Annotated in this window: 20 protein-coding genes; 5 read left to right on the top strand and 15 right to left on the bottom strand. The window is 39.0% G+C overall.

The genetic code is table 11. From position 1 onward, the window contains the following. Nucleotides 1-3: 3 nt before the first annotated feature. The 3 genes from can to GM698_RS10405 form a co-directional block, all read right to left on the bottom strand. A complete protein-coding gene (gene can / locus GM698_RS10415; protein WP_176812562.1) occupies nt 4-684 on the bottom strand; it encodes a carbonate dehydratase in 681 nt (226 codons plus the stop codon). Nucleotides 685-806: 122 nt separating this feature from the next. Next, nucleotides 807-2,942: a phosphate acetyltransferase gene (gene pta / locus GM698_RS10410; protein WP_209289418.1), complete on the bottom strand. Its 2,136-nt coding sequence runs from the start codon at nt 2,940-2,942 to the stop codon at nt 807-809. Nucleotides 2,943-2,996: 54 nt separating this feature from the next. Then, nucleotides 2,997-4,205, bottom strand: coding sequence for an acetate kinase (locus GM698_RS10405; RefSeq protein WP_209289417.1), 1,209 nt, complete (start codon nt 4,203-4,205; stop codon nt 2,997-2,999). A gap of 243 nt (nt 4,206-4,448) precedes the next feature. Between GM698_RS10405 and cpdB the strand changes: the two genes are divergently transcribed. Further along, nucleotides 4,449-6,422: a 2',3'-cyclic-nucleotide 2'-phosphodiesterase gene (cpdB, locus tag GM698_RS10400; RefSeq protein WP_209289416.1), complete on the top strand. Its 1,974-nt coding sequence runs from the start codon at nt 4,449-4,451 to the stop codon at nt 6,420-6,422. Between the two features lie 72 nt (nt 6,423-6,494). On the opposite strand, the gene GM698_RS10395 is transcribed toward cpdB, so the two are convergent. Further along, nucleotides 6,495-7,973, bottom strand: coding sequence for a nicotinate phosphoribosyltransferase (locus GM698_RS10395; protein WP_209289415.1), 1,479 nt, complete (start codon nt 7,971-7,973; stop codon nt 6,495-6,497). 167 nt (nt 7,974-8,140) lie between these two features. Here GM698_RS10395 and GM698_RS10390 point away from each other — a divergent pair, with 167 nt between their 5' ends. After that, nucleotides 8,141-8,302, top strand: a complete 162-nt coding sequence (locus GM698_RS10390; protein WP_176808435.1) for an antitoxin — start codon at nt 8,141-8,143, stop codon at nt 8,300-8,302. 17 nt (nt 8,303-8,319) lie between these two features. Continuing rightward, entirely contained in the window at nt 8,320-8,682 is a 363-nt protein-coding gene (locus tag GM698_RS10645) for a hypothetical protein (protein WP_245189271.1), read from the top strand. A 165-nt stretch (nt 8,683-8,847) separates the two neighbouring features. Here the strand turns inward: GM698_RS10645 and GM698_RS10380 are convergent, their stop codons facing one another. The 7 genes from GM698_RS10380 to icd all read right to left on the bottom strand — a co-directional run bounded on the left by GM698_RS10380 (nt 8,848) and on the right by icd (nt 18,954). Beyond that, on the bottom strand, nt 8,848-9,981 hold the full coding sequence (locus GM698_RS10380) for a methionine biosynthesis PLP-dependent protein (RefSeq protein WP_159630187.1): 1,134 nt from the start codon (nt 9,979-9,981) through the stop codon (nt 8,848-8,850). Nucleotides 9,982-9,997: 16 nt separating this feature from the next. Further along, nucleotides 9,998-10,807: a 4-hydroxy-tetrahydrodipicolinate reductase gene (dapB, locus tag GM698_RS10375; RefSeq protein ID WP_209289414.1), complete on the bottom strand. Its 810-nt coding sequence runs from the start codon at nt 10,805-10,807 to the stop codon at nt 9,998-10,000. Nucleotides 10,808-10,911: 104 nt separating this feature from the next. Beyond that, nucleotides 10,912-12,012 carry a 23S rRNA (cytidine(2498)-2'-O)-methyltransferase RlmM gene (gene rlmM / locus GM698_RS10370; RefSeq protein WP_176808437.1) on the bottom strand — a complete coding sequence of 367 codons (1,101 nt, stop codon included), beginning with the start codon at nt 12,010-12,012 and terminating at the stop codon, nt 10,912-10,914. Beyond that, nucleotides 12,002-12,406, bottom strand: coding sequence for a DUF423 domain-containing protein (locus tag GM698_RS10365; protein ID WP_176812566.1), 405 nt, complete (start codon nt 12,404-12,406; stop codon nt 12,002-12,004). Before GM698_RS10365 ends, rlmM begins: the two co-directional genes overlap by 11 nt. Nucleotides 12,407-12,514: 108 nt before the next feature. Next, on the bottom strand, nt 12,515-14,869 hold the full coding sequence (locus tag GM698_RS10360; protein ID WP_176812567.1) for a molybdopterin guanine dinucleotide-containing S/N-oxide reductase: 2,355 nt from the start codon (nt 14,867-14,869) through the stop codon (nt 12,515-12,517). A gap of 205 nt (nt 14,870-15,074) precedes the next feature. After that, entirely contained in the window at nt 15,075-17,681 is a 2,607-nt protein-coding gene (acnB, locus tag GM698_RS10355) for a bifunctional aconitate hydratase 2/2-methylisocitrate dehydratase (protein WP_209289413.1), read from the bottom strand. A gap of 25 nt (nt 17,682-17,706) precedes the next feature. Beyond that, on the bottom strand, nt 17,707-18,954 hold the full coding sequence (icd, locus tag GM698_RS10350) for an NADP-dependent isocitrate dehydrogenase (protein ID WP_176808441.1): 1,248 nt from the start codon (nt 18,952-18,954) through the stop codon (nt 17,707-17,709). Nucleotides 18,955-19,166: 212 nt separating this feature from the next. Between icd and GM698_RS10345 the strand changes: the two genes are divergently transcribed. After that, nucleotides 19,167-20,447, top strand: a complete 1,281-nt coding sequence (locus GM698_RS10345; RefSeq protein WP_176808442.1) for a citrate synthase — start codon at nt 19,167-19,169, stop codon at nt 20,445-20,447. A 112-nt stretch (nt 20,448-20,559) separates the two neighbouring features. On the opposite strand, the gene serC is transcribed toward GM698_RS10345, so the two are convergent. Both serC and GM698_RS10335 read right to left on the bottom strand, forming a co-directional pair. Then, complete coding sequence (gene serC, locus GM698_RS10340) at nt 20,560-21,642, bottom strand: 3-phosphoserine/phosphohydroxythreonine transaminase (RefSeq protein ID WP_176809982.1); 1,083 nt, start codon at nt 21,640-21,642, stop codon at nt 20,560-20,562. A 170-nt stretch (nt 21,643-21,812) separates the two neighbouring features. Next, complete coding sequence (locus GM698_RS10335; RefSeq protein WP_209289412.1) at nt 21,813-22,853, bottom strand: porin; 1,041 nt, start codon at nt 22,851-22,853, stop codon at nt 21,813-21,815. Nucleotides 22,854-23,347: 494 nt separating this feature from the next. Here GM698_RS10335 and priC point away from each other — a divergent pair, with 494 nt between their 5' ends. Continuing rightward, complete coding sequence (priC, locus tag GM698_RS10330; RefSeq protein WP_176812571.1) at nt 23,348-23,866, top strand: primosomal replication protein PriC; 519 nt, start codon at nt 23,348-23,350, stop codon at nt 23,864-23,866. A gap of 43 nt (nt 23,867-23,909) precedes the next feature. Here the strand turns inward: priC and galU are convergent, their stop codons facing one another. Further along, on the bottom strand, nt 23,910-24,797 hold the full coding sequence (galU, locus tag GM698_RS10325; RefSeq protein ID WP_176812572.1) for a UTP--glucose-1-phosphate uridylyltransferase GalU: 888 nt from the start codon (nt 24,795-24,797) through the stop codon (nt 23,910-23,912). Between the two features lie 23 nt (nt 24,798-24,820). Beyond that, the gene (gene csrA, locus GM698_RS10320; protein WP_176808447.1) at nt 24,821-25,000 is read right to left on the bottom strand and encodes a carbon storage regulator CsrA; all 180 of its coding nucleotides are present in this window, start codon (nt 24,998-25,000) and stop codon (nt 24,821-24,823) included. Nucleotides 25,001-25,057 lie beyond the last annotated feature (57 nt).

The raw sequence follows: 25,057 nt of genomic DNA, 5'->3' as shown, positions 1-25,057 counted from the left end.
ACATTAGGCTTCATCAATTAACGTTAATTTTTCATTGGCATCTGTAGTAATTTTCGCAATTGCATTGCGGTAAGTAATTTCTAGGCTTTCTCGGCTTGTTGCGATTACCCCCTGATCGAGTAAGAAGCCATCTTTGACATCATAAACCCACCCGTGCAGAGAGAGGGATTTACCTCGTTCCCAAGCGGATCTGACAATCGCTGATTGTCCTAAGTTATAAACTTGTTCAGCCACATTCAATCTAGTTAGCACATTTGCTCTTTCTTCATAGGGAAGGTTACCTAATAAATGGCTGTGTTTAAACCAGATATCACGCAGATGTAATAACCAGTTATTAATTAACCCAAGATCATTTTGTATCATTGCGGCATTAATACCCCCACAGTTTGTGTGTCCGCAGATGATAATATGCTCAATTTCCAATACATCTACCGCATATTGCACCACAGATAAACAGTTAAAATCGGTATGAATAACCATATTGGCAACATTTCGATGAACAAATAACTCACCAGGTTCTAATCCTGTTAATTTTTCAGCGGGTACGCGGCTATCAGAACAGCCAATCCATAGATAAGTTGGCTTTTGATGCTCTGCTAACTTTTTAAAGTAATCAGAGTTTTCATCTTTCATCTGAGTTGCCCAAGTATAATTATTCGTAAATAGGCGTTCAATTTTTTCCATAAATTCTCCTTTTAATATGCTATTTTAGCCAGCTGAGATTATATGACTAAATTAAATAGTCGGGTAGGTGAAAATAAAAAATGCCCTTAACTCTGGGCATTTATTGATCGATTGAAAGCGAATTATTGAGTCGCCTGAATAGCAGTGAGTGCAATAGTATAGACGATATCATCAACTAAAGCCCCACGAGACAAGTCATTTACTGGTTTACGCATACCTTGTAACATTGGACCGATAGAGACGAGATCTGCAGAACGTTGTACCGCTTTATATGTGGTATTGCCCGTGTTTAAGTCTGGGAATACAAATACCGTTGCTTTACCCGCTACTGGAGAGTTTGGTGCTTTAGAACGAGCAACATCTTCCATAATTGCAGCATCATATTGTAACGGACCATCAATAATTAAGTCTGGGCGTTTTTCTTGTGCAATACGAGTTGCTTCTTTCACCTTCTCAACATCTGCACCAGAACCTGATGTACCTGTTGAGTAAGAAATCATCGCAACACGAGGTTCAATACCAAATGCTTTCGCCGATTCAGCAGATTGAATCGCAATTTCTGCTAATTGCTCTGCGGTTGGATCTGGGTTTACCGCACAATCACCATATACTAATACTTGATCAGGTAAAAGCATAAAGAAGATTGAAGAAACAATAGAACTGCCTGGTGCGGTTTTAATAATTTGCATTGGCGGACGAATAGTATTAGCGGTAGTGTGTACAGCCCCTGATACTAAGCCATCCACTTCATTTGCTTCAAGCATCATAGTACCTAATACTACGTTATCTAATAATTGCTCACGAGCAACTACTTCTGTCATACCTTTTGCTTTACGCAATTCAACTAATCGAGCAACATAATTTTCACGAACAGAGGCAGGCTCAACAATCGTAATGCCTTTGCCTAAGGTTACACCTTGTGCTTCAGCTACACGCTCTACTTCTGTAGGTGATGCTAATAGTACACATTCTGCAATACCACGTTCAGCACATAATGCGGCGGCTTTTACTGTACGAGGTTCATCGCCTTCTGGTAAAACAATGCGTTTTTTCGCTTGACGAGCATATTCAGTTAATTGATAACGGAATGCAGCAGGAGAAAGACGACGAGTACGCGTGCCTGCTTTAGACATATCATCAATGAAATTAGCATTAAATTGACTCGCCATATATTCTTTAATCGCAGCAATACGCTCTTTATCATCTACAGGCACTTCTAGGCTAAAGCTTTGTAAGCTTAATGCAGTCTGCCAAGTGTTTCCTTCAATACGGAATACAGGCACACCGGTTTCAAAGGCTTGTTGGCATAATTTCCCAATAATGCTATCGATTTTATAACCACCAGTTAATAAAATCGCACCAATTTTCACACCGTTCATCACTGCTAATGAGGCAGCCACTAACACTTCTGGACGATCAGCAGAGGTGACTAATAAGCTACCAGCTTTAAAATGATCCACCATATGTGGCAAACTACGAGCACAAAAGGTTACACCACGAATACGGCGAGTTTTAAGTTCCCCTTCATTAATAATAGCAGCACCTAAATGTTTAGCAACATCAATGGATCGAGTTGCAATGAGCTCTGCTTTCCAAGCAATACAGCCTAACAACTTAATTGGACTTTTCGCAAAAAGATTTTCTATTTCAGAGACACTGTTATTAGAGTGTTGGAATGAATCAAAGATTTCAGTTAAGTCTGGACGAGTTCTGCCTGAATCATCAACAGGTGCATTGAATTTGTTGATGATTACACCTAATAAATTCGGATTATGGCGACCTCCAAACAGTGATGCGGCGGCTTCAATACGTTCTTTTAATTGGCTTGAGGTATCTGAAGCAGGTGTTGCAACTAAGATAATTTCAGCATCAAGAGATTGAGCTATCTCATAGTTAATGCTATTTGCATAAGAATTTTTACGAGTTGGAATTAAACCTTCAATAATGATAATTTCATTATTTTTAGACAGTTTTTGATGGCGTTCTACCACTTTTTCTAATAATACATCAGTTTGGTTTTGACCAATTAATGACTCTGCTTCACTTAACATAAATGGCTCACCAACTTCAGTAGTTTGATCTGCTCGAATAATGGTTGTGGAGCGGTCTAAAGTATCTTCACCGCTAATAGGTTGAGCAATAGGTTTTAAAAATCCGACTTTAGCACCTTTTTGTTCTAGTGCATGAACTAAGCCTAAGCTTACACTGGTTAAACCAACACCTGTTGAAACAGGGATAAGAATAATTGTTCTAGACATAATTATTTCCAGTTTTAGAAATTGAAAGGGCAGAATATCTGCCCCTGTAAATCATTATAGTGCTAATTTAGCAGTATCTTGTGCAATCACTAACTCTTCGTTAGTTGGGATAACAACAGCCTTAAATGCTGAGTCATCGCTTGTAATTACGCCTTCTTTACCAAAGCGAGCAGCAAGATTACTTTCATTATCTAACTTAATACCGAATAATTTTAAATGATTTAACGTTAATTCACGCACTAAGCCTGAATTCTCGCCAATACCGCCTGTAAATGCGATAGCATCTAAGTGCTCTGCACCTAAAATTGCCATATATGAACCAATATATTTTGCTAAACGGTAGCTGAACACATCTAACGCTCGTTTCGCTTCTGGTTTGCTTGCATCATCATAATTATCTTCAGCATAACGACAGTCACTTGTTACCTCAGTTAAACCTAAAAGCCCTGATTTTTTAACTAGAGTAGTATCAATTTCTTCCATTGACATACCTAAGTTATTGTATAAGAAAGAAATAATGGCGGGATCGATATCACCTGAACGTGTCCCCATTACTAAACCTTCCAGCGGCGTTAACCCCATTGAGGTATCAATACATTGACCGTTACGCACCACAGAAACAGAACCGCCGTTGCCTAAATGACAAATAATGGCGTTGGTTTGCTCAACTGATTTACCTACCATCTCAGCCACTTGTAAGGTAATGTAGAAATGGCTTGTGCCGTGAAAGCCGTAGCGACGGATACCATTTTCTTTATAGAATTTATATGGAAGGGCATATAAGAAAGCGTGCTCAGGCATAGTTTGATGGAAAGCAGTATCAAAAACAGCCACATTCTTATCTTTTAATTCAGGGAAAATACGAAAAGATTCTTCAATACCGATTAAATGAGCCGGGTTATGTAATGGAGCAAATTGAACAGCCTCTTCAATACCTTTAATGACTTCATCGGTAATTAAAACAGAAGAAGTAAATTTCTCGCCACCGTGAACAATGCGATGACCAATTGCGCCAATGTTTGCTTTTAATTCATCAGATAATAATTTTTCAGCAATAAATGTAAGTGCTTCACTATGTGCTGCACCTGCACCTAAATCAGCGTTACCTTTCTCTCCATTTAACTTCCACTTGATACGAGCATCGTCTAAATTAAATGCCTCAGCAAGGCCTGATAATTTCTCATCACCCGTTTTAGGATCTAAAATAGCGAATTTAAGAGATGAACTACCACAGTTAAGGATTAAGATTAAGTTTTTAGACATGGTGAAATTACCTTATTTTATGAAATGACTTTGAATAAAATACAAAAATTTCTATTTGTACATTCAGCCACAAAGGATACACCTTTCAGCAGCTAAAATAAATCCTTGAAGTGAAAAGAAAGGCAAAAATGTGTTTAAAATTTGATATAACAGAGTATAAATACAAAAAAATATAGTAAACAAGCGGTTATTTTTCTAGAATATATTGCAACTGACAATTTTATTTCATTCGGAGATTTATTTATGCTTAAAAGACGCAAGTTTATTCAACTCGGTACAAGTGCAATATTCGTATTAGCTACAACCCCCTCTGCTTTTGCAAATGCCCAACGCAAAGCAGCATTACGTGTCATTGCAACAACAGATATTCACAGTTATTTAACAGACTTTGACTATTACAAAGACGCCCCAACTGAAAAATTTGGCTTTACTCGTGCAGCAACGCTAATCAAACAAGCAAGAGAGGAAGTGAAAAACAGCATTCTAGTTGATAATGGTGATTTAATTCAAGGCAATCCAATTGCAGATTACCAATCTAGCAAAGGTTCAAAAGAGGGCAGAGCAGAGCCTTCAATTATGGCATTAAATGCGATGCAATATGATGCAGGCACATTAGGTAATCACGAATTTAACTATGGTTTAGCTTATTTAGACAATGCCATCAAACAAGCAAAATTCCCCATTGTTAATGCAAACATTGTTAAACCTGGAACAGATGAACCTTTTTTCAAGCCTTATGATATTCAAGAGAAAAAAGTCATTGACGAAAAGGGTATGGAGCAAACGATCAAAATCGGCTACATTGGCTTTGTACCACCGCAAATAATGATTTGGGATAAAGCGAATCTTGAAGGCAAAGTAGAAGCACGAGATATTGTCAAAACAGCACAAAAATATATTCCTCTTCTCAAAGAGGCGGGTGCTGATGTGATTGTTGCCCTTGCTCACACAGGCCCATCTGACGAACCTTATCAAGAAGGTGCAGAAAATGCCGCCTTTTACCTTGCTGATGTAAAAGGTATTGATGCAGTGATTTTTGGACACGCACACCGCCTGTTCCCAAATAAAGAATTTGCCACATCACCAAATGCTGATATTGCAAAAGGCACAATGAAAGGTGTAGCACAAAGTATGGCTGGTTATTGGGCAAATAATATCAGCGTGATTGATTTAAGTTTAGCTCAACACAATGGTAAATGGAGCGTTGTAGATGGCAGGGCAGAACTACGTCCAATTTATGATGCTGAAGCGAAAAAATCTACGGTTGAAAATCACCCAGAAATTGCGGCGTTATTAAAAGAAACACACGAAGAGACCCGTAAATTTGTTGCTCAGCCGATTGGTACAGCCACAGATAATATGTACAGCTACCTCGCCTTAATTCAAGATGATCCAACAATCCAAATTGTAAACCAAGCACAAAAAGCTTATGTAGAAAATGTCGTTAAAGGCTTACCTGAACTTGCAGGATTAGCCGTTTTAAGTGCAGGCGCACCATTTAAAGCGGGTGGTCGTAAAAATGATCCAACGGGCTATACCGAAGTTGATAAAGGCAAATTAACTTTCCGTAATGCGGCAGATTTATACCTTTATCCAAATACGTTAGTGGTTGTTAAAGTAAGCGGCGCAGAATTAAAAGAGTGGTTAGAATGTAGTGCAGGTATGTTCAAACAAATTGATACCACGAGCGATAAACCACAACATCTACTAGATTGGACAGGCTTCCGCACCTACAATTTTGATGTGATTGATGGCGTAAATTATCAATTTGACTTAACGCAACCAGCCCGTTATGACGGCGATTGCAAGTTAATTAATGAAAACGCTCACCGTGTAATTAATCTAACTTTTGAAGGTAAACCGGTTGCCCCAAACCAAGAGTTCTTAATTGCCACAAACAACTACCGAGCTTATGGTGCTAAATTCCCAGGGACGGGTGAAAAACATATTGTTTTTGCAGCCCCTGATGAAAACCGCCAAGTGCTAGCAAACTACATTACTTCTGAAAGTAAAGCTCACGGACAAGTAAGTCCAAAAGCCGATAACAACTGGCGAATTGCATCCATCAACTCAACCGTAAAACTCGATATCCGCGTTGAAACCTCGCCGACGGAAAAAGCAAAAGCCTTTATTAAAGAGAATGCACAATATCCGATGGAATATGTCGAAAACGATGAAACAGGCTTTGCGGTGTATCGTATTGATTTAACGAAGTAATATAAAATAACAAGCGGTTGGATTTTCTAAATTTTTGGCAAAATTTTTATAAAATTCAACCGCTTATTTTAACTAGAACTGTTCAGCAATATTTTGACGAATTTCATCAAAATTAGTTTCTTTAACCAATTTACCATTTTCAAAAATCACTTCTAAAAGATCATCAGAACAATCATCTAGGGCAGTTAAACCATCGATATAACTCTCTAAAGTCGTTACCTTTACTCGGCCTTTTTGCGATTTTTTCAAGCCATCATCGGTTTTTGGAGCTTTGAAAATAGCTTTCTCAGCGCCATTAATGGTGATGGAAGTCGCTTTAATCGCAAAACCAAGCGTATCTCTTGTATTGCGTTGATAGGTTTGAGCCCCAACACCAAATACAATATTGCTTGAAGCAAAACCTTTCGCTTCCAATCCCTCCAAAATTTTAACCATTTTTTCATAGGTTACACCATCGCCATAAATAGCCCCAATATGCGAATTAAGCACTTTATAGCCTTTGTTATTGATTGTTCCACCGAAAATATCCCATAAACACTCAATTAATCCTTTGCGTTCGTGTTCGGTTCCGGCGGTAACATCGCCACAAATAATGGTAAAAAAGTCGCCACTATCAGGGCGAATAACAACTTTTGCTGATTCTGGACGAGCTAAAATTTCCTCTTTGAGTAATGGCAGATTTACCGTGATGTTATGCCAAAAATCGGTAGTATCCGCTACAATAGAGAGCATATTATTCGGATATTTATTCATTAAATAGCGGAAGGTTGGCAATTCATCAACCCCGTGCGAACTCATTACAGAATGCTCGGAAGCTGGAATTGATGTACCGATTAAATTTTTAGAGCCATAATAGGCTTCCACAAATGAAATGGCAGGAATGGTATCTGTACCTAAAAATGAGGTTAAATGCCCAGCTCCAGAGGTTTCAGCTGATTCTAATGAACTCATTCCACGCATTGAAAAATCGTGCGATTGGAAGGGTAGATGGCGATGATCATCGCAGGTTTGCTCGGAAAACTGCATTAATGTTTTACGATAAGCAAAAGCAATAGAGGCTGATGTTATCGGCTGCCATAACGAAACATTAATCAACGTTTCCAAATAATTGGTAAGCCAAAAGAAATCAGGATGCGTGTTTTCAATAGTCATCATCGGCACTTTAATTGCCACTGATTTACCTTCAGGAATAGCTTTAATTCTAATTGGCAAATAACCTAATTGATGTAATTGTGCGATATGTTCGCCAGAATCTTCAATGTGTAATGTATCTGCAATAAATTTCGTGTATTCAGTCACAACTTCAGATTCTGAACGAGAGAAAAAATTATCATTAAAATAATGAATTAAGTATTTCATAATAAAGGCTTGAAAACCAAATGAAACAATACGATGCAGAAATGGAGCCTTTGCATTACTACGAGGTGTAAAGGTGCTATATAAAAATTGTGAACCTTCTGGATATTGTATTCTGTGCAAGGTTTTGTAAAAATCACATAATAATGATGGGATTGCAGTAGATTTGATTTTTTTATCTAATATGCTATTCATTTGGCAAATTCCTTATGTCATTTTAAGTTGCTAAAGCCTAACATAACTTAGTTTAAAATGGAAAGTGTTTATTACAAAATGAGAATAAACCCAAAATAATAACCCTCAATAAAAATTCGCATAATGGCCTACAGGTTATGCGAAAGTCATCTAATGAGATAATTAAAATGGAAAAAGTAGAGAAGAGTTCGAATCTTGTTCTAAATCTTTCTCTTGAAGATCGAATGCGAATTCTTGAGTGTTTAGAAAATCCTAAAGAGCCTAATTCAGAAATGCTAGAGGCTTTAAAAATACATTTCTTGTATGTTGCTAAAACAAATACCAAATAATGTTTTCAAGCAAAACTATGGCAGATATAACCCTTTCCCACATCACTCCCCAACATTTTTTTGAAACTGTCCGACTACTTAAAATGCAGGAACATAGAATCTATATTGGTGTAGATTCAATAGAAGTTCGTTTTAAGCAAAAGCGTTTTGAGTCAAAAGAGGAAACAGATAAGAGGTTAGAACAGTTAGAGCATTTTATGCTCTTTCTACAAGAAATCATTATAATGAAGTTCAAAAAAGACTACAAGAAGCCCAGCACGACTTCAAAAAATCACCAAGTAAAAAGTAGCACGGAGCTTGCGAGTACAACAAAACTGAGGCTGTATCTAGATAATGATAGCTTGATTAATGTTTTTTACCACTCTAATAATTTCGCATAATCAACATTATGTTAAATAAATAATAAAGGTAACGAATTATTCTATAAAAACTACTAACTACTAACTACTAACTACTAACTACCTTCCTTTTATTTATAGTTCTAAAAAACGATCATATTTGCACATATTTTTACAAAAATGACCGCTTGTATTTTTTGTTGGGATTTAGCTTAATTGCTTAAATGCTTGTAGTAAATCCATTTTAATATCTTCAATATGTTCTAAACCAACGGAGAAACGCAATAAGGTGTTGGTAATGCCACGAGCAATACGTTCTGATTCTGGAATATCCATATGGGTTTGGGTTGCTGGATAAGTAATGAAACTCTCTGCACCGCCTAAACTTTCCGCAAAAGTGATTAATTTAATTGCTTTAAGGAATTTAGGTACCCATTCTTCTTTTTGTAAGCGGAAAGATAACATACCGCTTTTACCTGAATATAATACGCTGTCAATTTCAGGTTGCTCGGCTAAAAATGCGGCTAATTCTGTTGCATTAGCTTGATGACGCTCCATTCGTAATGCCAAAGTTTTCATTCCACGCACCGCAAGGTATGAATCAAATGGCGAAAGCACCGCACCTGCACAGTTTTGGAAATAGAATAAACGCTCTGTTAAGTTTTGACCATTTACTTTAGTGGCTTCAGAGTCTTTTGCCACAATTAAACCCGCTAATACATCATTGTGGCCAGAAAGATATTTGGTTGCACTATGCACAACAATATCAGCACCATATTCAATTGGGCGGAACAATACGGGTGTTAAAAATGTATTATCTACAATTAACATTAAATTGTGTTTTTTTGCAATTTTAGAAATTGCAGCAACATCACACTCTTCCATTAATGGATTAGATGGCGTTTCAACAAAAATCGCTTTGGTATTGGGTGTAATTGCGGCTTCAATCGCGGCTAAATCTGCGGTGTTTACATAAACAGGCTTTAATGTATGGTGATTTTTATGGCTAAAATCGAACAAGCGGTATGATCCACCATATACATCGCTTGAAATAATCCATTCATCAGAGCCTTTAAATAAAGACATAATTAGCTGAATTGCTGCCATTCCCGATGCCATTGCAAAGCCTGCATCGCCACCTTCTAAATCAGCGATACCCTGCTCTAACACGGCACGGGTTGGGTTTTTGGTGCGTGTGTAATCCCAGCCCGTTGATTCGCCTAGCCCATCACGCCCATAAGCAGTCGATAAAATAATTGGCATTGCAACCGCCCCTGTTCTTGGGTCGGTGCGGTTACCAATTTGTACTAATGTGGTTTCAATATTATTGAACGTTGTCATTTTTATTATCCTTCAATTATAAATTGTTTAAATCAAGTACATCGGTCATATCAAATAAGCCATTTTGTTTGGTGCTTAACCATTTTGCAGCACGCACTGCACCATTAGCAAATGTCATACGGCTAGAGGCTTTATGGGCAATCTCTACACGCTCTCCCTCATCAGCAAACCAAACGCTATGCTCGCCCACTACATCGCCTGCACGAATGGTGGCAAAGCCAATTTCATCACGTTTACGTTCAGTAATACCATTACGCTCAAAAACGCCGTGCGTTTTTAAATCACGCCCAAGGGTTTTCGCAATATGTTCCCCCATTGATAATGCCGTGCCAGATGGAGCGTCCACTTTGTGGCGATGATGCGCTTCAATCACTTCGATGTCGCAATAATCCCCCATTACTTTCGCTGCTTTTTCTAACAGTTTGAACACTAAATTTACGCCCACGCTGTAGTTTGAAGCAAACACGATACCGATTTTGTTAGACACCGCTTTAATTGCCTCTTTGCCTGCATCATCAAAACCTGTTGTACCAATCACCATCTGCTTTTTATTTTCAACGCAAATTGCGATGTGTTCTAAGGTTCCTTCAGGGCGGGTAAAATCAATTAACAAATCGAAATTCGCTACGTTTTTTGCTACATCGTCAGACACCATAATGCCTAACGCACCAACACCAGCTAGTTCACCTGCATCGCTACCAACTAATGATGAGCCTTTACGCTCAAAAGCAGCACCTAATTCAACGTCCTCTGCATTATGAACGGCTTGAATTAATTGGCGTCCCATTCTGCCACCAGCCCCTACGATTCCAATTTTTAATGCCATCTTTTTTCCTTTTTTGTTATGTGTGTACGACAATAATAAGCGGTCTGATTTTACAAGAAATTTGCAAAAAATTGTGTAAATTTTACCGCTTGTAGGTTATTTTTCTAATGATGCCTTTCCGATTTTCCTAGCACCGCAATGTGTACGGTGATTTCTTCTCTATCGTGGTATAAATGCTTTGCTTGAATGCTGAACCAAAACCCTTGCTTTGTGAGTTCCTCTTCCAAAAAATTTAGGCACAGCTGCACTTCTTGATAACGCTTTTTCATCGGCAGTTTTAGATTAAAAATGGTTTCTCGACACCAGCCGTTAATTAGCCATTTTGCGATTAATTTAGCAATCCGAATCGGTTGTTCGACCATATCGCAAACTAGCCAATCTACAGATTTACGTTTTGGTGGCTGGAATTTAAAACCATCTTCAGGGCAATGTTCAATTCGTCCTGTATCGTGCAAACTGGCTGCCATTTTGCCGTGATCGACCGCATACACAAATACACCACGCTTCACCAGTTGATACGTCCAACCGCCTGGGCAAGCACCAAGATCTACTCCTGTCATCGTATCATTAAAACGTTTTTTCTCTTCCGCTGGTGGGATAAACGTTAAGATAGCTTCTTCCAATTTCAGTGTTGAGCGGCTCGGTGCATCGACAGGAAATTTTAAGCGAGGAATGCCCATAAAAAACGGCGATTTATTGTGATTATAAGCATATCCCACATAACAAGCTCCTGAGCGAACAAACAGAATATGCAAGCTGACACTACCCTTTGCCGTTTCAGCTTTGCCAAGCCAGCCTTGTTTTTTCAATGCAGAACGCAACGGTACGGTGAATTTTCGGCAGAACGTTAATAATTCTTTGGCTTCATTGGTGTCTGGCGTTTCCACTAAAACGTCCGAACTGTTGCGAGGATTTAACTCTGCATATTGTGCCAAGATCGGCGAAATTCGATCATTTTCGGGTAAGTTTTGCAGCAAATCCCCCACCACGACCATTTGGCGAATAAAGATCAATTGCTCGAATTTTAACTGTTGAGCTAATTTATCCGCCTCCCCTGCTTGGTAGCATTCAAAAATCACATAACCGCTGTTTTCTTTGAGGTTAGCAAAACCAAAAATGCCAAGTTGAGCGGCTTTATCGCTAATTTCTCCAGCCACTTCTTTTTCAAAACCAGCACGGCAATATAGGGCTAATTTATTGAACATTTCGACGTCTCACGCTGATATAAATTAACACCACCCAGCCAAGCATAAAGCTCAGCCCACCAATTGGCGTTAGCCAATGGATTGTTGGTATTCCCAAGGCTAATAGATAGAGGTTTCCGCTAAATAATAAAATTCCTAACGCCCAACTATCGCCAATTATATTAAAGGCTTTTGCTCTACAAGCGGGCGAATTTTGCGAAGCATTGGCAATTTGGAATAAGCCCAAGGCAAAAATGGCAAGAGTGTGGAACATTTGGTATTTAATGCCTGTATCAATCCAACCTAATGCTTTGGGTTCTACTAATTGGGCTGATAATGCGTGGCTGGCAATAGCCCCAAACGCCACGGTAAATAAACCGCTTAATGCAGCAAGGGTAATAAATTTGTTTTTCATAAATTTAAATAGAGAGAGTGATAAATAATTTACTATATCATATTGTGAGAGCTTACAAGCGGTGAAATTTTGCAAAAATTTTACAAAAAATCACCGCTTGTAGGTTATTTAGAGCGTAATAAAGCTAGGTGCTTCAAACACCGTCACTTTCGGGGCTTCTCCCTCAAACTTCTCGACTTGCACCGTGGTGGTGTTTGGGGCGTTGCCCTGCCCGAGCTTGGACGAACCGTCGTTTCTAGTCAGCACATTCGGGTTGCCGTTTTTGCAAAGTGGTGATGTTGAGCCAAGATCTTGTGGGTCGTACCAACCGCCTTCGTAAAGAGCAACCGTGCCTGGCATAATGCCATCTGTTACCACCGCTCCAGCCAGTACTTGCCCTCGTTTGTTAAAAATTCGCACAATATCACCGCTTGTAATGCCTCGTGCAGCGGCATCTTGGGTATGAATAAGCAAGGGTTCTCTGCCATTGACTTCGTAATATTGGCGGAGAGAAGAGTACGCAAGCTGGCTATGCAGACGATATTTAATGTGTGGTGTGACTAACGCCAGCGGTTCTGCTGTCGTGGTTTTGCCTGAATATTCTTGATGTTCAAACCACGTTGGATGCCCTTTGCAATCGTCATAATTCATTTTTGCGACAGTTTCAGAAAAAATCTCAATTTTGCCTGATGGCGTGGCGAGTTTGTGCTTAATCGGGTCGTGACGATAATCTTGATAGCGAACAAAGCTATTTTTATTTTCAGTATCAAAACTGAGCACTTTGTTCTCTGCCCAAAATTCATCAAATGTTGGTAAGGGATTATTCATTTTTTCTGCTGCTTCAAAGGCAATTTGGTAGAACGCTTGCAGCCACTCCATTTCGCTTTTACCTTCGGTAAATTCAGCTTCTTTGCCTGCTCGTTTCGCTAGTTCTGCAAAAATATCATAGTCGTTTTTCGCTTCAAATTGCGGTGGCACAACTTGCTTCATCGGAATGATATTTTTCACCACATAATCACCAGAAACCGTGACGTCGTTGCGTTCGTAACTCGTGGTGGCAGGCAACACAATATCTGCCATTCGGGCCGTTGGCGTCCAATAGCATTCATTTACAATCACCGTTTCAGGCTGTTGCCACGCTTTCACTAAATAGTTGGTGTCCGGATGATGAACAAATGGATTGCCTCCTGCCCAATAGACTAATTTGATATTTGGGTAATGAAATGTTTGTCCATTGTACTCAAAGGGTTGATTTGGCTTGAGCAACGCATCGGCAATGCGAGCAACAGGGAAAAATGGCATTGCTGGGTTTGGTTTGCCTGCGTTAATCGAACCAATCCGCACACCTGAATGGGTGTTTAAACCGTCTGTTGAATAGCGATAATTCAGCCCGAAGCCACCACCAGGTAAGCCGATTTGTCCAAGCATTGCGGCTAATGTCACTAACGCCCAATGACTTTGCTCGCCGTGCTGTAGGCGTTGCAAGCCCCAACCCGCCATCAGCATCGTGCGGTTTTCAACAAAAGCGTGGGCTAATGCTTGGATTGTGTCTGCAGGAATGCCACAAATTTGGCTTGCCCATTGAGCCGTTTTAGGATGATTGTCCGTTTTACCAAGTACATAGTCGCTAAATGGCTCGAAACCTACGGTATATTTGGTTAAAAAGTCGTGATCGTGCTTGTTTTCAGTGATTAAGGTATGAGCGATGCCCAACATTAAAGCAACATCCGTTCCTGTGTTAATTGGCAACCATTCGGCATTTAAAAATTGGCAGGTTTCACTTTTTACTGGGTCAATACAGATAATTCGCTTGCCTTTTGCTTTTAATTTAGCCAGATAATCAATTCCTTCGGGCTCAGCGGAAGTCCACGCAATGCGTAGCGTATTGAGTGGATTCGATGACCAAATGACCAATAATTCCGTATTTTCAACAATAGTGTGCCAGCTGGTTTGCTGGGCGTAAACTTCAATATTGCCCAACACATAAGGCATAATTACTTGAACGGCACCTGTAGAATAATCCCCTTTGGTGTTGATAAAACCGCCAGTTACATTTAAATAACGCTGTAATAGCGTGCGAGAGGCGTGTAATGCCCCACAACTATACCAACCGTAAGAACCACCAAAAATGGATTCGCTACCATAATCTCGCCGTACACGTTCGATCTCGGTTGAAATCAGCTCAAAGGCTTTATCCCAAGAGACTCTAACCCATTCATCACGTCCACGCAAAGTGGTGTCTGGGGTGCCATCCAAGTAACCTTTACGCACCATCGGATATTTCACACGCACAGGGCTATAAAGTTGATCAGCGACTACATCTTGCAGTTCATTTTGATGATTTTTCGCTAAACTGCCCTCCGATTTAATCACTTTTCCATTTTCCACCGTCACATTCAACGCCCCCCAGTGGGCTGCAGTGGTAATCGTATTTTGGGGTTTATCGAGGTAAACAAATTTGCCTTTTTCTAATGCTGTATTCATTTAATGTGCCTTTTAAAGGTAAAAATTGTTTGGAATTTACTGGATTAAGTGGAAAGTTGCAACTGCAAGCGGTTGTTTTTTTATTGAAATTTGCAAAAAATAAAGACATTTAGACCGCTTGTAAATGGCGCATAAAAAATCAGCACATTATCTTATTTCAAAAAATAACGTGCTGATTAAAAAAGCAAAGGTTCTGTTTGTATAATTAAACAGCTACTTGCACAATCACATTATCCGCTTTTTTCACATAACTGCTGATTTGGTCAAAGTTCATATAGCGATAGATGTCGTCTTTGTCTTTTTGCAGACCGTTTACATAACCAAGATACTCTTCTGGTGTAGGTAATTTACCTAACAAGGCAGAAACTGCCGCCAATTCCGCTGAGGCTAAATACACATTTGCACCTTGCCCTAAACGGTTCGGGAAGTTTCGGGTTGAGGTTGAAACCACATTTGCATTATTCGCAACGCGGGCTTGGTTGCCCATACAGAGCGAGCAGCCTGGCATTTCAACCCTTGCCCCACTTTTACCATAGATACTGTAATAACCTTCCTCGGTCAATAAAGCGGCGTCCATTTTCGTTGGCGGTGCAATCCAGAGTTTAGTCGGTAACTCCCCTTTCTCTTGGCTTAGCAATTTACCTGCCGCACGGAAATGTCCGATATTGGTCATACAAGAACCGATAAAGACTTCATCAATGGTATCGCCTTGCACTTCAGAAAGCAGGCGAGCATCATCTGGATCATTTGGCACACATACAATCGGCTCGTTAATTTCATCTAGGTTGATATCAATAATTGCCGCATATTCTGCATTTTCATCCGCTTCTAATAACAGCGGATTATCTAACCACGCTTGCATATTAGCAATACGACGCTCAAGAGTACGTTTATCATCATAACCTTCTGCGATCATCCATTTTAATAGCGTAATGTTAGAGTTTAGATATTCAATGATGGGTTCTTTATTCAGTTTGATAGTACAAGCTGCTGCAGAACGCTCTGCAGAAGCGTCGGATAGCTCAAAGGCTTGTTCGATTTTTAAATCTTCTAAACCCTCGATTTCAAGAATACGCCCAGAGAAAATGTTTTTCTTACCTTTTTTCTCAACGGTTAATAACCCTTGCTTAATTGCATAATAGGGAATCGCGTGAACTAAATCGCGTAGTGTAATACCTGGTTGCATTGTGCCTGAAAAACGGACTAAAACGGATTCTGGCATATCTAACGGCATCACGCCAGTTGCGGCTGCAAATGCGACTAAACCAGAACCTGCAGGGAATGAAATCCCGATTGGGAAACGAGTATGAGAATCGCCACCTGTACCAACCGTATCAGGCAATAACATACGGTTTAACCAAGAGTGGATAACACCATCGCCTGGACGAAGTGAAACGCCACCACGATTCATAATAAAATCAGGTAATGTATGGTGTGTGACTACATCAACTGGTTTTGGATAAGCCGCGGTATGGCAAAATGACTGCATAACTAAATCAGCCGAGAAGCCTAAGCAAGCTAAATCTTTTAACTCATCTCTTGTCATTGGACCTGTGGTATCTTGAGAGCCAACAGAGGTCATTCTTGGTTCACAATATTGACCAGGGCGAACCCCCTCAACCCCACAAGCACGCCCAACCATTTTCTGGGCAAGTGTATAGCCTTTATCGCTGTCTGAAACAGCTTGCGGTTTGATAAATATCTCACTTTCGGGCAGACCAAGAGCCACTCTTGCTTTGTGGGTTAAACCTCGTCCAATAATGAGTGGAATTCGACCGCCTGCACGGACTTCATCCAATAATACATCGGTTTTTAATTCAAACTCAGCCAATACCTCATCAGAATTGTGCTTACAAATTTTACCCTCGTAAGGGTAAATATCGATCACATCACCCATATTAAGTTGCGTAACATCCACCTCGATAGGTAAAGAACCAGCGTCTTCAAGTGTATTAAAGAAAATCGGGGCAATTTTACCACCTAATACGATACCACCTGCACGTTTATTGGGGATATACGGAATATCTTCCCCCATAAACCAAAGAACAGAGTTAGTCGCAGATTTGCGAGATGAGCCAGTGCCTACAACATCCCCTACATAAGCCAGTGGAAAACCTTTTTCCTTCAATGCTTCTAACTGTTTTACTGGACCAACTTGCCCATTATCATCAGGGAAAATACCATCACGTTCATTTTTAAGCATTGCTTGAGCGTGAAGTGGAATATCAGGGCGAGACCAAGCATCTTGGGCTGGAGAAAGATCGTCTGTATTTGTTTCACCTGTTACCTTAAACACCGTCACAGTCAATTTTTCAGCAAGTTTAGGGCGAGAGGTAAACCAATCTGCATTTGCCCACGATGCTAAAACTTGTTTTGCAAATGCATTGCCACGTTCTGCTTTTTCCTGCACATCATGGAAATTATCAAACATCAATAAAGTTTTAGATAAAGCCTCTACCGCAACAGAGGCTAGTTCAGGTTTATCTAATGCTAAAAGCAAGGTTTCAATATTATATCCTCCCTGCATTGTGCCTAATAATTTCACGGCGTGAGTGGGCGAAATAAGTGGCGATGAAGTGGTGCCCTTTACAAGATCAGCTAGAAATGCCGCTTTAACATAAGCGGCTTCATCAACACCCGCTGGAATACGATTTTCAAAAAGTTCCAATAAAAAGACCGCTTGTTCCTCTGGTGGATTTTTAAGCAGCTCAACTAACTGTGCGGTTTGCTCTGCCGTTAATGGCTGTGGCACAACCCCCAACTTTGCACGCTCATCAACCTGCTGTTGATAGTTTTCTATAAAATTTGCCATAAATTACTCCTTATCCTTCCTTGAATTACATATTTGCAATAATATCTTGTGCAAACTCTGATGTTGAGCGTAATGTTGCACCCTCTAACATTTCTGCAAAATCAAAGGTAACGGTTTTATCCATAATCGTTTTAGAGACAGCTTTAACGACTAAATCTGCTGCTTCAACCCAGCCTAAATGGCGTAACATCATTTCACCACTTAAAATTAATGACCCTGGGTTACCTTTATTATGCCCTGCAATTTTGGGAGCGGTGCCGTGCGTAGCTTCAAAAATTGCACTATCAAAACCAATATTCGCTCCTGGAGAAATACCAATGCCGCCAACTTGAGCCGCTAATGCATCAGAAATATAGTCACCATTTAAGTTAAGGGTTGCGATTACATCATATTCTGCTGGGTGTAATAAAATTTCTTGTAAGAATGCGTCAGCAATGCAGTCTTTAATAATGATTTCCTCGCCAGTTTTGGGGTGAGCTAAACTCATCCAAGGGCCTTTATCAATTAATTTTGCACCAAATTCTTCCGCCACTTGATAGCCCCACTCTTTAAATGCCCCTTCGGTAAATTTCATAATATTACCTTTATGCACAAGGGTAAGTGATTTACGATTATTATCAATCACATATTGCAATGCTGCACGCACTAAGCGTTGCGTACCTTGCTTAGAAACAGGTTTAATGCCGATACCGCAATCTTCAGTAAAGCGGATTTTTTTTACGCCCATTTCTTGTTGTAAAAATTCAATCACTTTATTCGCTTCAGGGGAGCCTGCCACCCACTCTACACCAGCGTAAATATCTTCAGAATTTTCACGAAAAATCACCATATCAATTAATTCAGGCTGTTTAACTGGGCTAGGTGTACCGTCGTAATAACGAATTGGGCGTAAGCAGTTATATAAATCTAACCCTTGACGCATTGCTACATTTAAAGAACGAATACCACCGCCGACAGGTGTCATTAAAGGGCCTTTAATTGCAACGTGATATTGACGAATGAGATCGAGTGTTTCATCTGGAAGCCAAGTATTTTCACCATAGCGTTCATTTGCTTTCTCACCAGCATAAATTTCCATCCAAGCAATTTTACGCTTGCCTTGATAAGCTTTTTCAACGGCAGCATCTAATACTGCTTTCATTGCAGGGGTGACATCAACACCGATACCATCACCTTCAATGAATGGGATAATAGGATTATCAGGCACTTGCAATGAGCCGTCTTGATTTAGTTGAATGGTTTCGCCTTGTGGAATTTGGACTTGTGTTTGCATTTTCTCCCCCTTGTCGTGACGAAAAATAAATGTTTATGATTGAATAACAAATCAACTATAAACAGGAAATCTGTAAATGTAAATAAAGAAAGTTCTCTAAGAAAAGATTTGTGATCCATCGCACATTTTGTAAATGAATTATAAAAAAATATTGTTATTCTGTTAAAAATAATCTAGTTTATTGGGAAGCTAAAATTAGAAAAGGAGTATGTATGTCAGCAGTAACATTAACACTAGAAACAGGTGAAAAAATTGAACTTGCTATGAAAAAAGGCTCACTAGGGTATCAAAACGTTGATATTAAACCTTTTTCAAAACATAAATTGTTCGCTTACGACCCTGGCTTAGTTTCAACGGCCGTTTGTGAATCAAGCATTACTTATGTAGATGGCGACAAAGGTGTTTTACTCTATCGCGGCTACCCGATTAATCAACTGGCAAAAAATTCTGACTACTTAGAAGTAAGCTATATGCTCTTATTTGGGGAACGCCCTACCAAAGAAGAATATAATGACTTTATTCAGCTTATCAAAAAACACACGTTAGTACACGAACAGCTCACTAAGTTCTTCTCTGGTTTCCGCCGAGATTCTCACCCTATGGCGGTAATGTGTGGTGTAAGTGGTGCATTAGCGGCTTTCTATCACGACTCCATTGATGTTAATAACCAAGCGCACCGTGAACTTACTGCAATTCGATTATTAGCTAAAATTCCAACTCTCGCTGCGATGTGTTACAAATACTCCATCGGTCAGCCGTTTATGTTCCCACAAAATAATTTATCTTATGCAGGTAATTTCTTATATATGATGTTTGCAACCCCTTGTGAGCCTTATGAAGTCAATCCAGTATTAGAACGTGCATTAGATAGAATTTTCATTTTACACGCCGACCACGAACAAAATGCCTCTACTTCAACAGTGCGTACGGCAGCCTCTTCTGGTGCGAATCCTTTTGCCTGTATTGCAGCAGGGATTGCCTCTCTTTGGGGGCCTGCACACGGCGGTGCAAACGAAGCTTGTATTAATATGTTAGAAGAAATTGGTACTGTAGATAGGATTCCTGAATTTATCGCTCGAGCCAAAGATAAAAATGACCCATTCCGTTTGATGGGCTTTGGACATCGCGTCTATAAAAATTACGATCCTCGTGCGAAAGTAATGCGTGAAACCTGCCACGAAGTATTAAAAGAGCTGAATATTGATAATCCATTATTTGAAGTTGCACTAGAGCTAGAAAAAATCGCACTAAACGATCCTTACTTCATTGAGCATAAACTTTATCCAAATGTAGATTTCTACTCTGGTATCGTATTAAAAGCGATTGGTATTCCAACTTCAATGTTCACGGTAATGTTTGCTTTAGCAAGAACGGTTGGCTGGATTGCACACTGGAAAGAGATGTATCTACAAGGCAATATCAAAATCGTTCGTCCTCGCCAGATCTACACAGGGCATACCGAACGTGATTTTGAGTCGATGGATAAATCATAAGATTTGCAAAAAATTGAAAAATTTTAACCGCTTGTTGAGCTACCCCAACAAGCGGTTAAAAAAATAGAAAGTTTTGCAAAAAATTAAATAAATTTAACCGCTTGTAAACAGCTTAAGCATTACGCTGTTCAAACGCTTTCATAAATTCAATCAATGCTTTAACGCCTTCAATTGGCATTGCGTTATAAATTGAGGCTCTCATTCCCCCTAGCACTTTATGCCCTTTCAACGCTTGTAAGCCACAAGCGGTTGCTTCACTCACAAATTTTGCATTTAGCTCATCGTTGCCTGTAGTGAAAGTCACATTCATCCAAGAACGGTTTTCTTTCGCTACCGTGTTGTAATAGAATGTTGAGCTATCCAAATAATCATACAATAGCGATGCTTTAGCTAAATTACGCTCTTCAGTTGCTTCTAATCCACCCTCTGCCAATAAGTGTTTAAATACCAATGAACATAAATACCACGCAAATGTAGGTGGCGTATTAATCATCGAATCAGCGTCACGCTGTATTGCATAATTCCAAATAGATGGGGTGTCTTTACGTGCCTTACCTATTAAATCATCACGGATAATAACAATCGTAATCCCTGCTGGCCCTAGGTTTTTCTGCGCACCTGCATAGATTATGCCAAACTTACTGATATCAATGCCACGGGCTAGAATATTTGATGACATATCCGCCACTAGTGGCGTGTTACCCACATTGGGAATATCAAAAATTTCCACACCACTAATGGTTTCGTTTGTGCAGTAATGCACATAGTCGTATTGTTCGCTAATATCGCTAAAATCTAAACGATTTACTTTTAATTGTGGTTCAGTCTCTAAAATATTAATTTCATCAATTTCAGCAAAATGACGAGCTTCTTTCGCAGCAGTTGCCGACCAATGCCCTGAGTTTAAATAAAGTGCTTTACCTTTTTGTCCAATAAGATTCATTGGAATAGCGGCAAATTGCCCTCTTGCTCCGCCCTGTAAAAATAGAATACGGTAATTTTCGGGCACATTATAAAGTTTACGTAAATCAGCTTCAGACTGGGCAGCCAATTCCACAAATAATTTACCACGATGGCTCACTTCCATTACCGATGTGCCTTGCTCCAGCCAATTTAATAATTCTTCTTGTGCTTTTTCTAACACTTTTTTCGGCATCATTGCCGGCCCTGCACTGAAGTTATACACCTTTGTCATTTTTCACCTCTTATATTAAAAATAATGGTTATATTCTATCCGAAAAATAATGAAATACTAGAACGATTAAGAAATTCTTTTTCTTACAAGCGGTCATTTTTTCTTAAAAATTGGCAAAATAAAACCCCTAACAATTTTAGTTGTTAGGGGTTCAATATTACAATCAGCGATTACCAGTTTACACGTAAACCTACACCAATCGCTTTCTCTGTTGTTTTACCTGAACGAGTACCATCTGAAAAATGATCTCTTTCTGTCGAATATTTACCTTCAACGAAAGCCACTACGTTTTTGTGGAATTTGTAATCAGTCCCTGCTAAGAAACCGTGAGATTTGGTTTTCTTGTTACTGTTATCTTTAGCACTACCATATCTATAGTTAGCGTAAACAGATGATTTATCTGTTAAGTCAACTTTAACCATTGGGCCAACGTAGTATTGTCTGTTTTTAGCTAAACCCGTTTTCTTCACTTCGTAACCGCCATCAACACCTACTAATACCACATCACTTGCATTGTAGCCGATTGCTGCATCAAAAGCGTTTGCACGAATTTTATCCGCTGAGTTTGATTTGAAATGTGTGCGACCGAAAGCACCTTGGAAAATCCAGTTATTTACTTCGTAAACTGCACCAAAACCGTAGCCGTTTTTAATTTTTTCTAATGCTTCACCGTCATTTTCTTCGCTTTGAGCAAAGTTGTAGTTAGCACTTAATGTTAAACCTTCAATGCCTTGATAGTCATAACGAATTGCACTGGTGCTAGAAGTTGGTACATAGTCACGTAATAAACCATATACGTAGTCATTTGCTAAACCTACGTCATCAGCAATCACAGATTGTTTACCGAAAGTAACTTGACCAAACTCTTTTTGACCTAAACCTACATAAGCTTTATGTGCATAAGCATCACCGAAGCCAGAGTTTTGGTTGTTTTTGAAGCGAACTTGCACTTCACCTAATGCGTAAAAACCATCATCACTTAGTGCGTGCTTTACTTTTACACCAAAACGAGTGCCTTGATTGCGTAATTTTGTGTTATCATTACCCTTTTTTACGCCATCTACTTTTTCTACTTTTTGTGTTTTCTTCTCTACAAGAACACGAGCAGAACCATAGAAATCAATTTTTGAACCTTCTGCTTCATAAACTGTTACCGCAGATGCAGACGCTGCGAATGCAGTTACTGCTAATGCAACTAATGTTTTTTTCATAATTTTCACCTTAGATTTTTATATGTTGTATAGACAAGCTATTACTCTCTTTAAGGTATAGAGCAACACCCTAAATCACAATGTATTCGCTATAATGGCTCATACTATTTGCGTGAGCATAATCTCAAAAACAAAAGTTGATGTCAATAGATTAGTTCCTTTTCCATACATAGAAATACCCTTTATAAATCAATAAGTTAAATGGCTAATTTTTCATTTAGAGAATTTCTTCATTATCACTCCATATTTTAAAATTTCGTAATTCATTGAAAAATAAGGCTTTTTTATAATTCTATTTTGTGCATTATAAAATGCATAAAAAGTTCATTCATTTTACAATTCTGATTGTATTTTAATCAAAAATAGAACCTTTCGCTTGTTTTTTGCTCAATTTGCAAAAAATGAGAAAATTTCCACCGCTTGTAACCCAGCATTGCTTTTGTAGCAAGTTAATATAAAATGGCATAGCCTCTATTGATGATAAAGTTATAACTATGCAAAAACACCTTTTCCTTGCTCAAATAAAAAAAAATTTAGCTGTCTTGGCATCATTTTCTGAACAAAAAATTACCCTTAATTCTGCCTATTTCTCTAAACAATCAGGCTTAGTCAGCTTTTTTCTTACTGAAATTGAACAAACAGCCGAACTATTATTAGGTCAAAACGATATTTCATACAGTGAATTTTATGCTGATAAATTGATTAAGCAATTTGATACCCTAAATAATGCGATTGAAAAAATGCCAGAACAAAAAAAAGCTGCAAAATTCCGCCCTTCTTTTCAATTTTCGCCCAACATTCATCGTCTTTCACCACATAACCGCTTGAAGGAATATCGCAAAGCATTACGAGCATTGAATGAAAAAATGAGCTGGTTAGTGGAGAAAAATTATAATGAGGACAGTGAAATTTTGAGGCAGGCGTTGCAAAATCAAATTGTGGAAACAGAATATCGAAAAATGAAATGTATAAAAGCAATTGAAGATTTAGAGCAAGAATTATTATTCAAATAAAATAGACAGCACTATGCTGCCTATTATTCATAGTAATTTTTAGTTACAGTGATTTTGCTAAATCTTTAATAAAAGTTTTAAACGCTTTCCCGCACTTATCGTGGTTTAAACTGTACTCCACAAAGGCTTGCATATAACCTACTTTATCACCACAGTCAAAAGAACGACCTGTCATATTGAAAGCCTCCACCGTTTCTTGCTGAATAAGCATATCAATCGCATCGGTTAGCTGAATTTCATCACCAACGCCTACAGGTGTTCGCTCTAATAAATCCCAAATATTGGCTGAGAAAACATAACGTCCTACAACGGCTAAGTTAGACGGGGCTTCTTCCACATTCGGTTTTTCTACCATTTTCGCAATAGGTGCCGATCCGCCTAACGGGATATTGATTCCATTACAGTCCGCCACACCGTAACTGCTTACATTTTCAATTGGCACAGGTGCAACCATAATCTGACTATGGCCAGTTTCCTTGAAACGTTTAACCATAGCCGCTAAGTTTTCTGTTTTTTGGTTAGCTGTAAAATCACCTAATAAAACATCAGGCAAAACAACAGCAAAAGGCTCATTACCCACTACCGCTCGTCCACATAAAACAGCGTGACCTAACCCTTTAGCTTGACCTTGACGAACGTGAATTAATCGCACATCTTTTGGAATAATCGAACGAACTTCATCTAATAACTGGCGTTTAACACGCTTTTCAAGCATAGTTTCTAATTCAAAAGAAGTATCAAAGTGGTTTTCAATAGCGTTCTTAGAGGAATGCGTGACTAGAACAATTTCTTTAAAATCTGCTGCCACACATTCATTAATGATATATTGAATTAACGGCTTGTCGGCAAGGGTAAGCATTTCTTTGGGAATTGCTTTTGTTGCAGGTAACATACGAGTACCAAGACCTGCAACAGGAATTATCACTTTCATTTTAAATCCTTATAATTAATGAATTAAAATTTATCCTCTTTTGAGGCTTTAATCCTTTCATAAATTTCTTGGCGATGTACTGAAATCTCTTTCGGTGCATTCACACCCAGCTTCACTTGGTTTCCTCGTATGCTGAGTACCGTAATCTCAACATCATCCCCTACGAGCAAAACTTCCCCAATTTTACGAGTTAGAATAAGCATAATTGTCTCCTTACTAAGTTATCACTCCATTAGAGTAAAGTTTAAAGGCGAATTTAT

This window comes from Mannheimia sp. ZY171111 (assembly GCF_017750945.1).
Lineage (GTDB): Bacteria > Pseudomonadota > Gammaproteobacteria > Enterobacterales > Pasteurellaceae > Mannheimia > Mannheimia pernigra.
The sequence above is the reverse complement of the archived record's forward strand: the minus strand, read 5'-3'. Positions and strand labels throughout refer to the sequence as shown.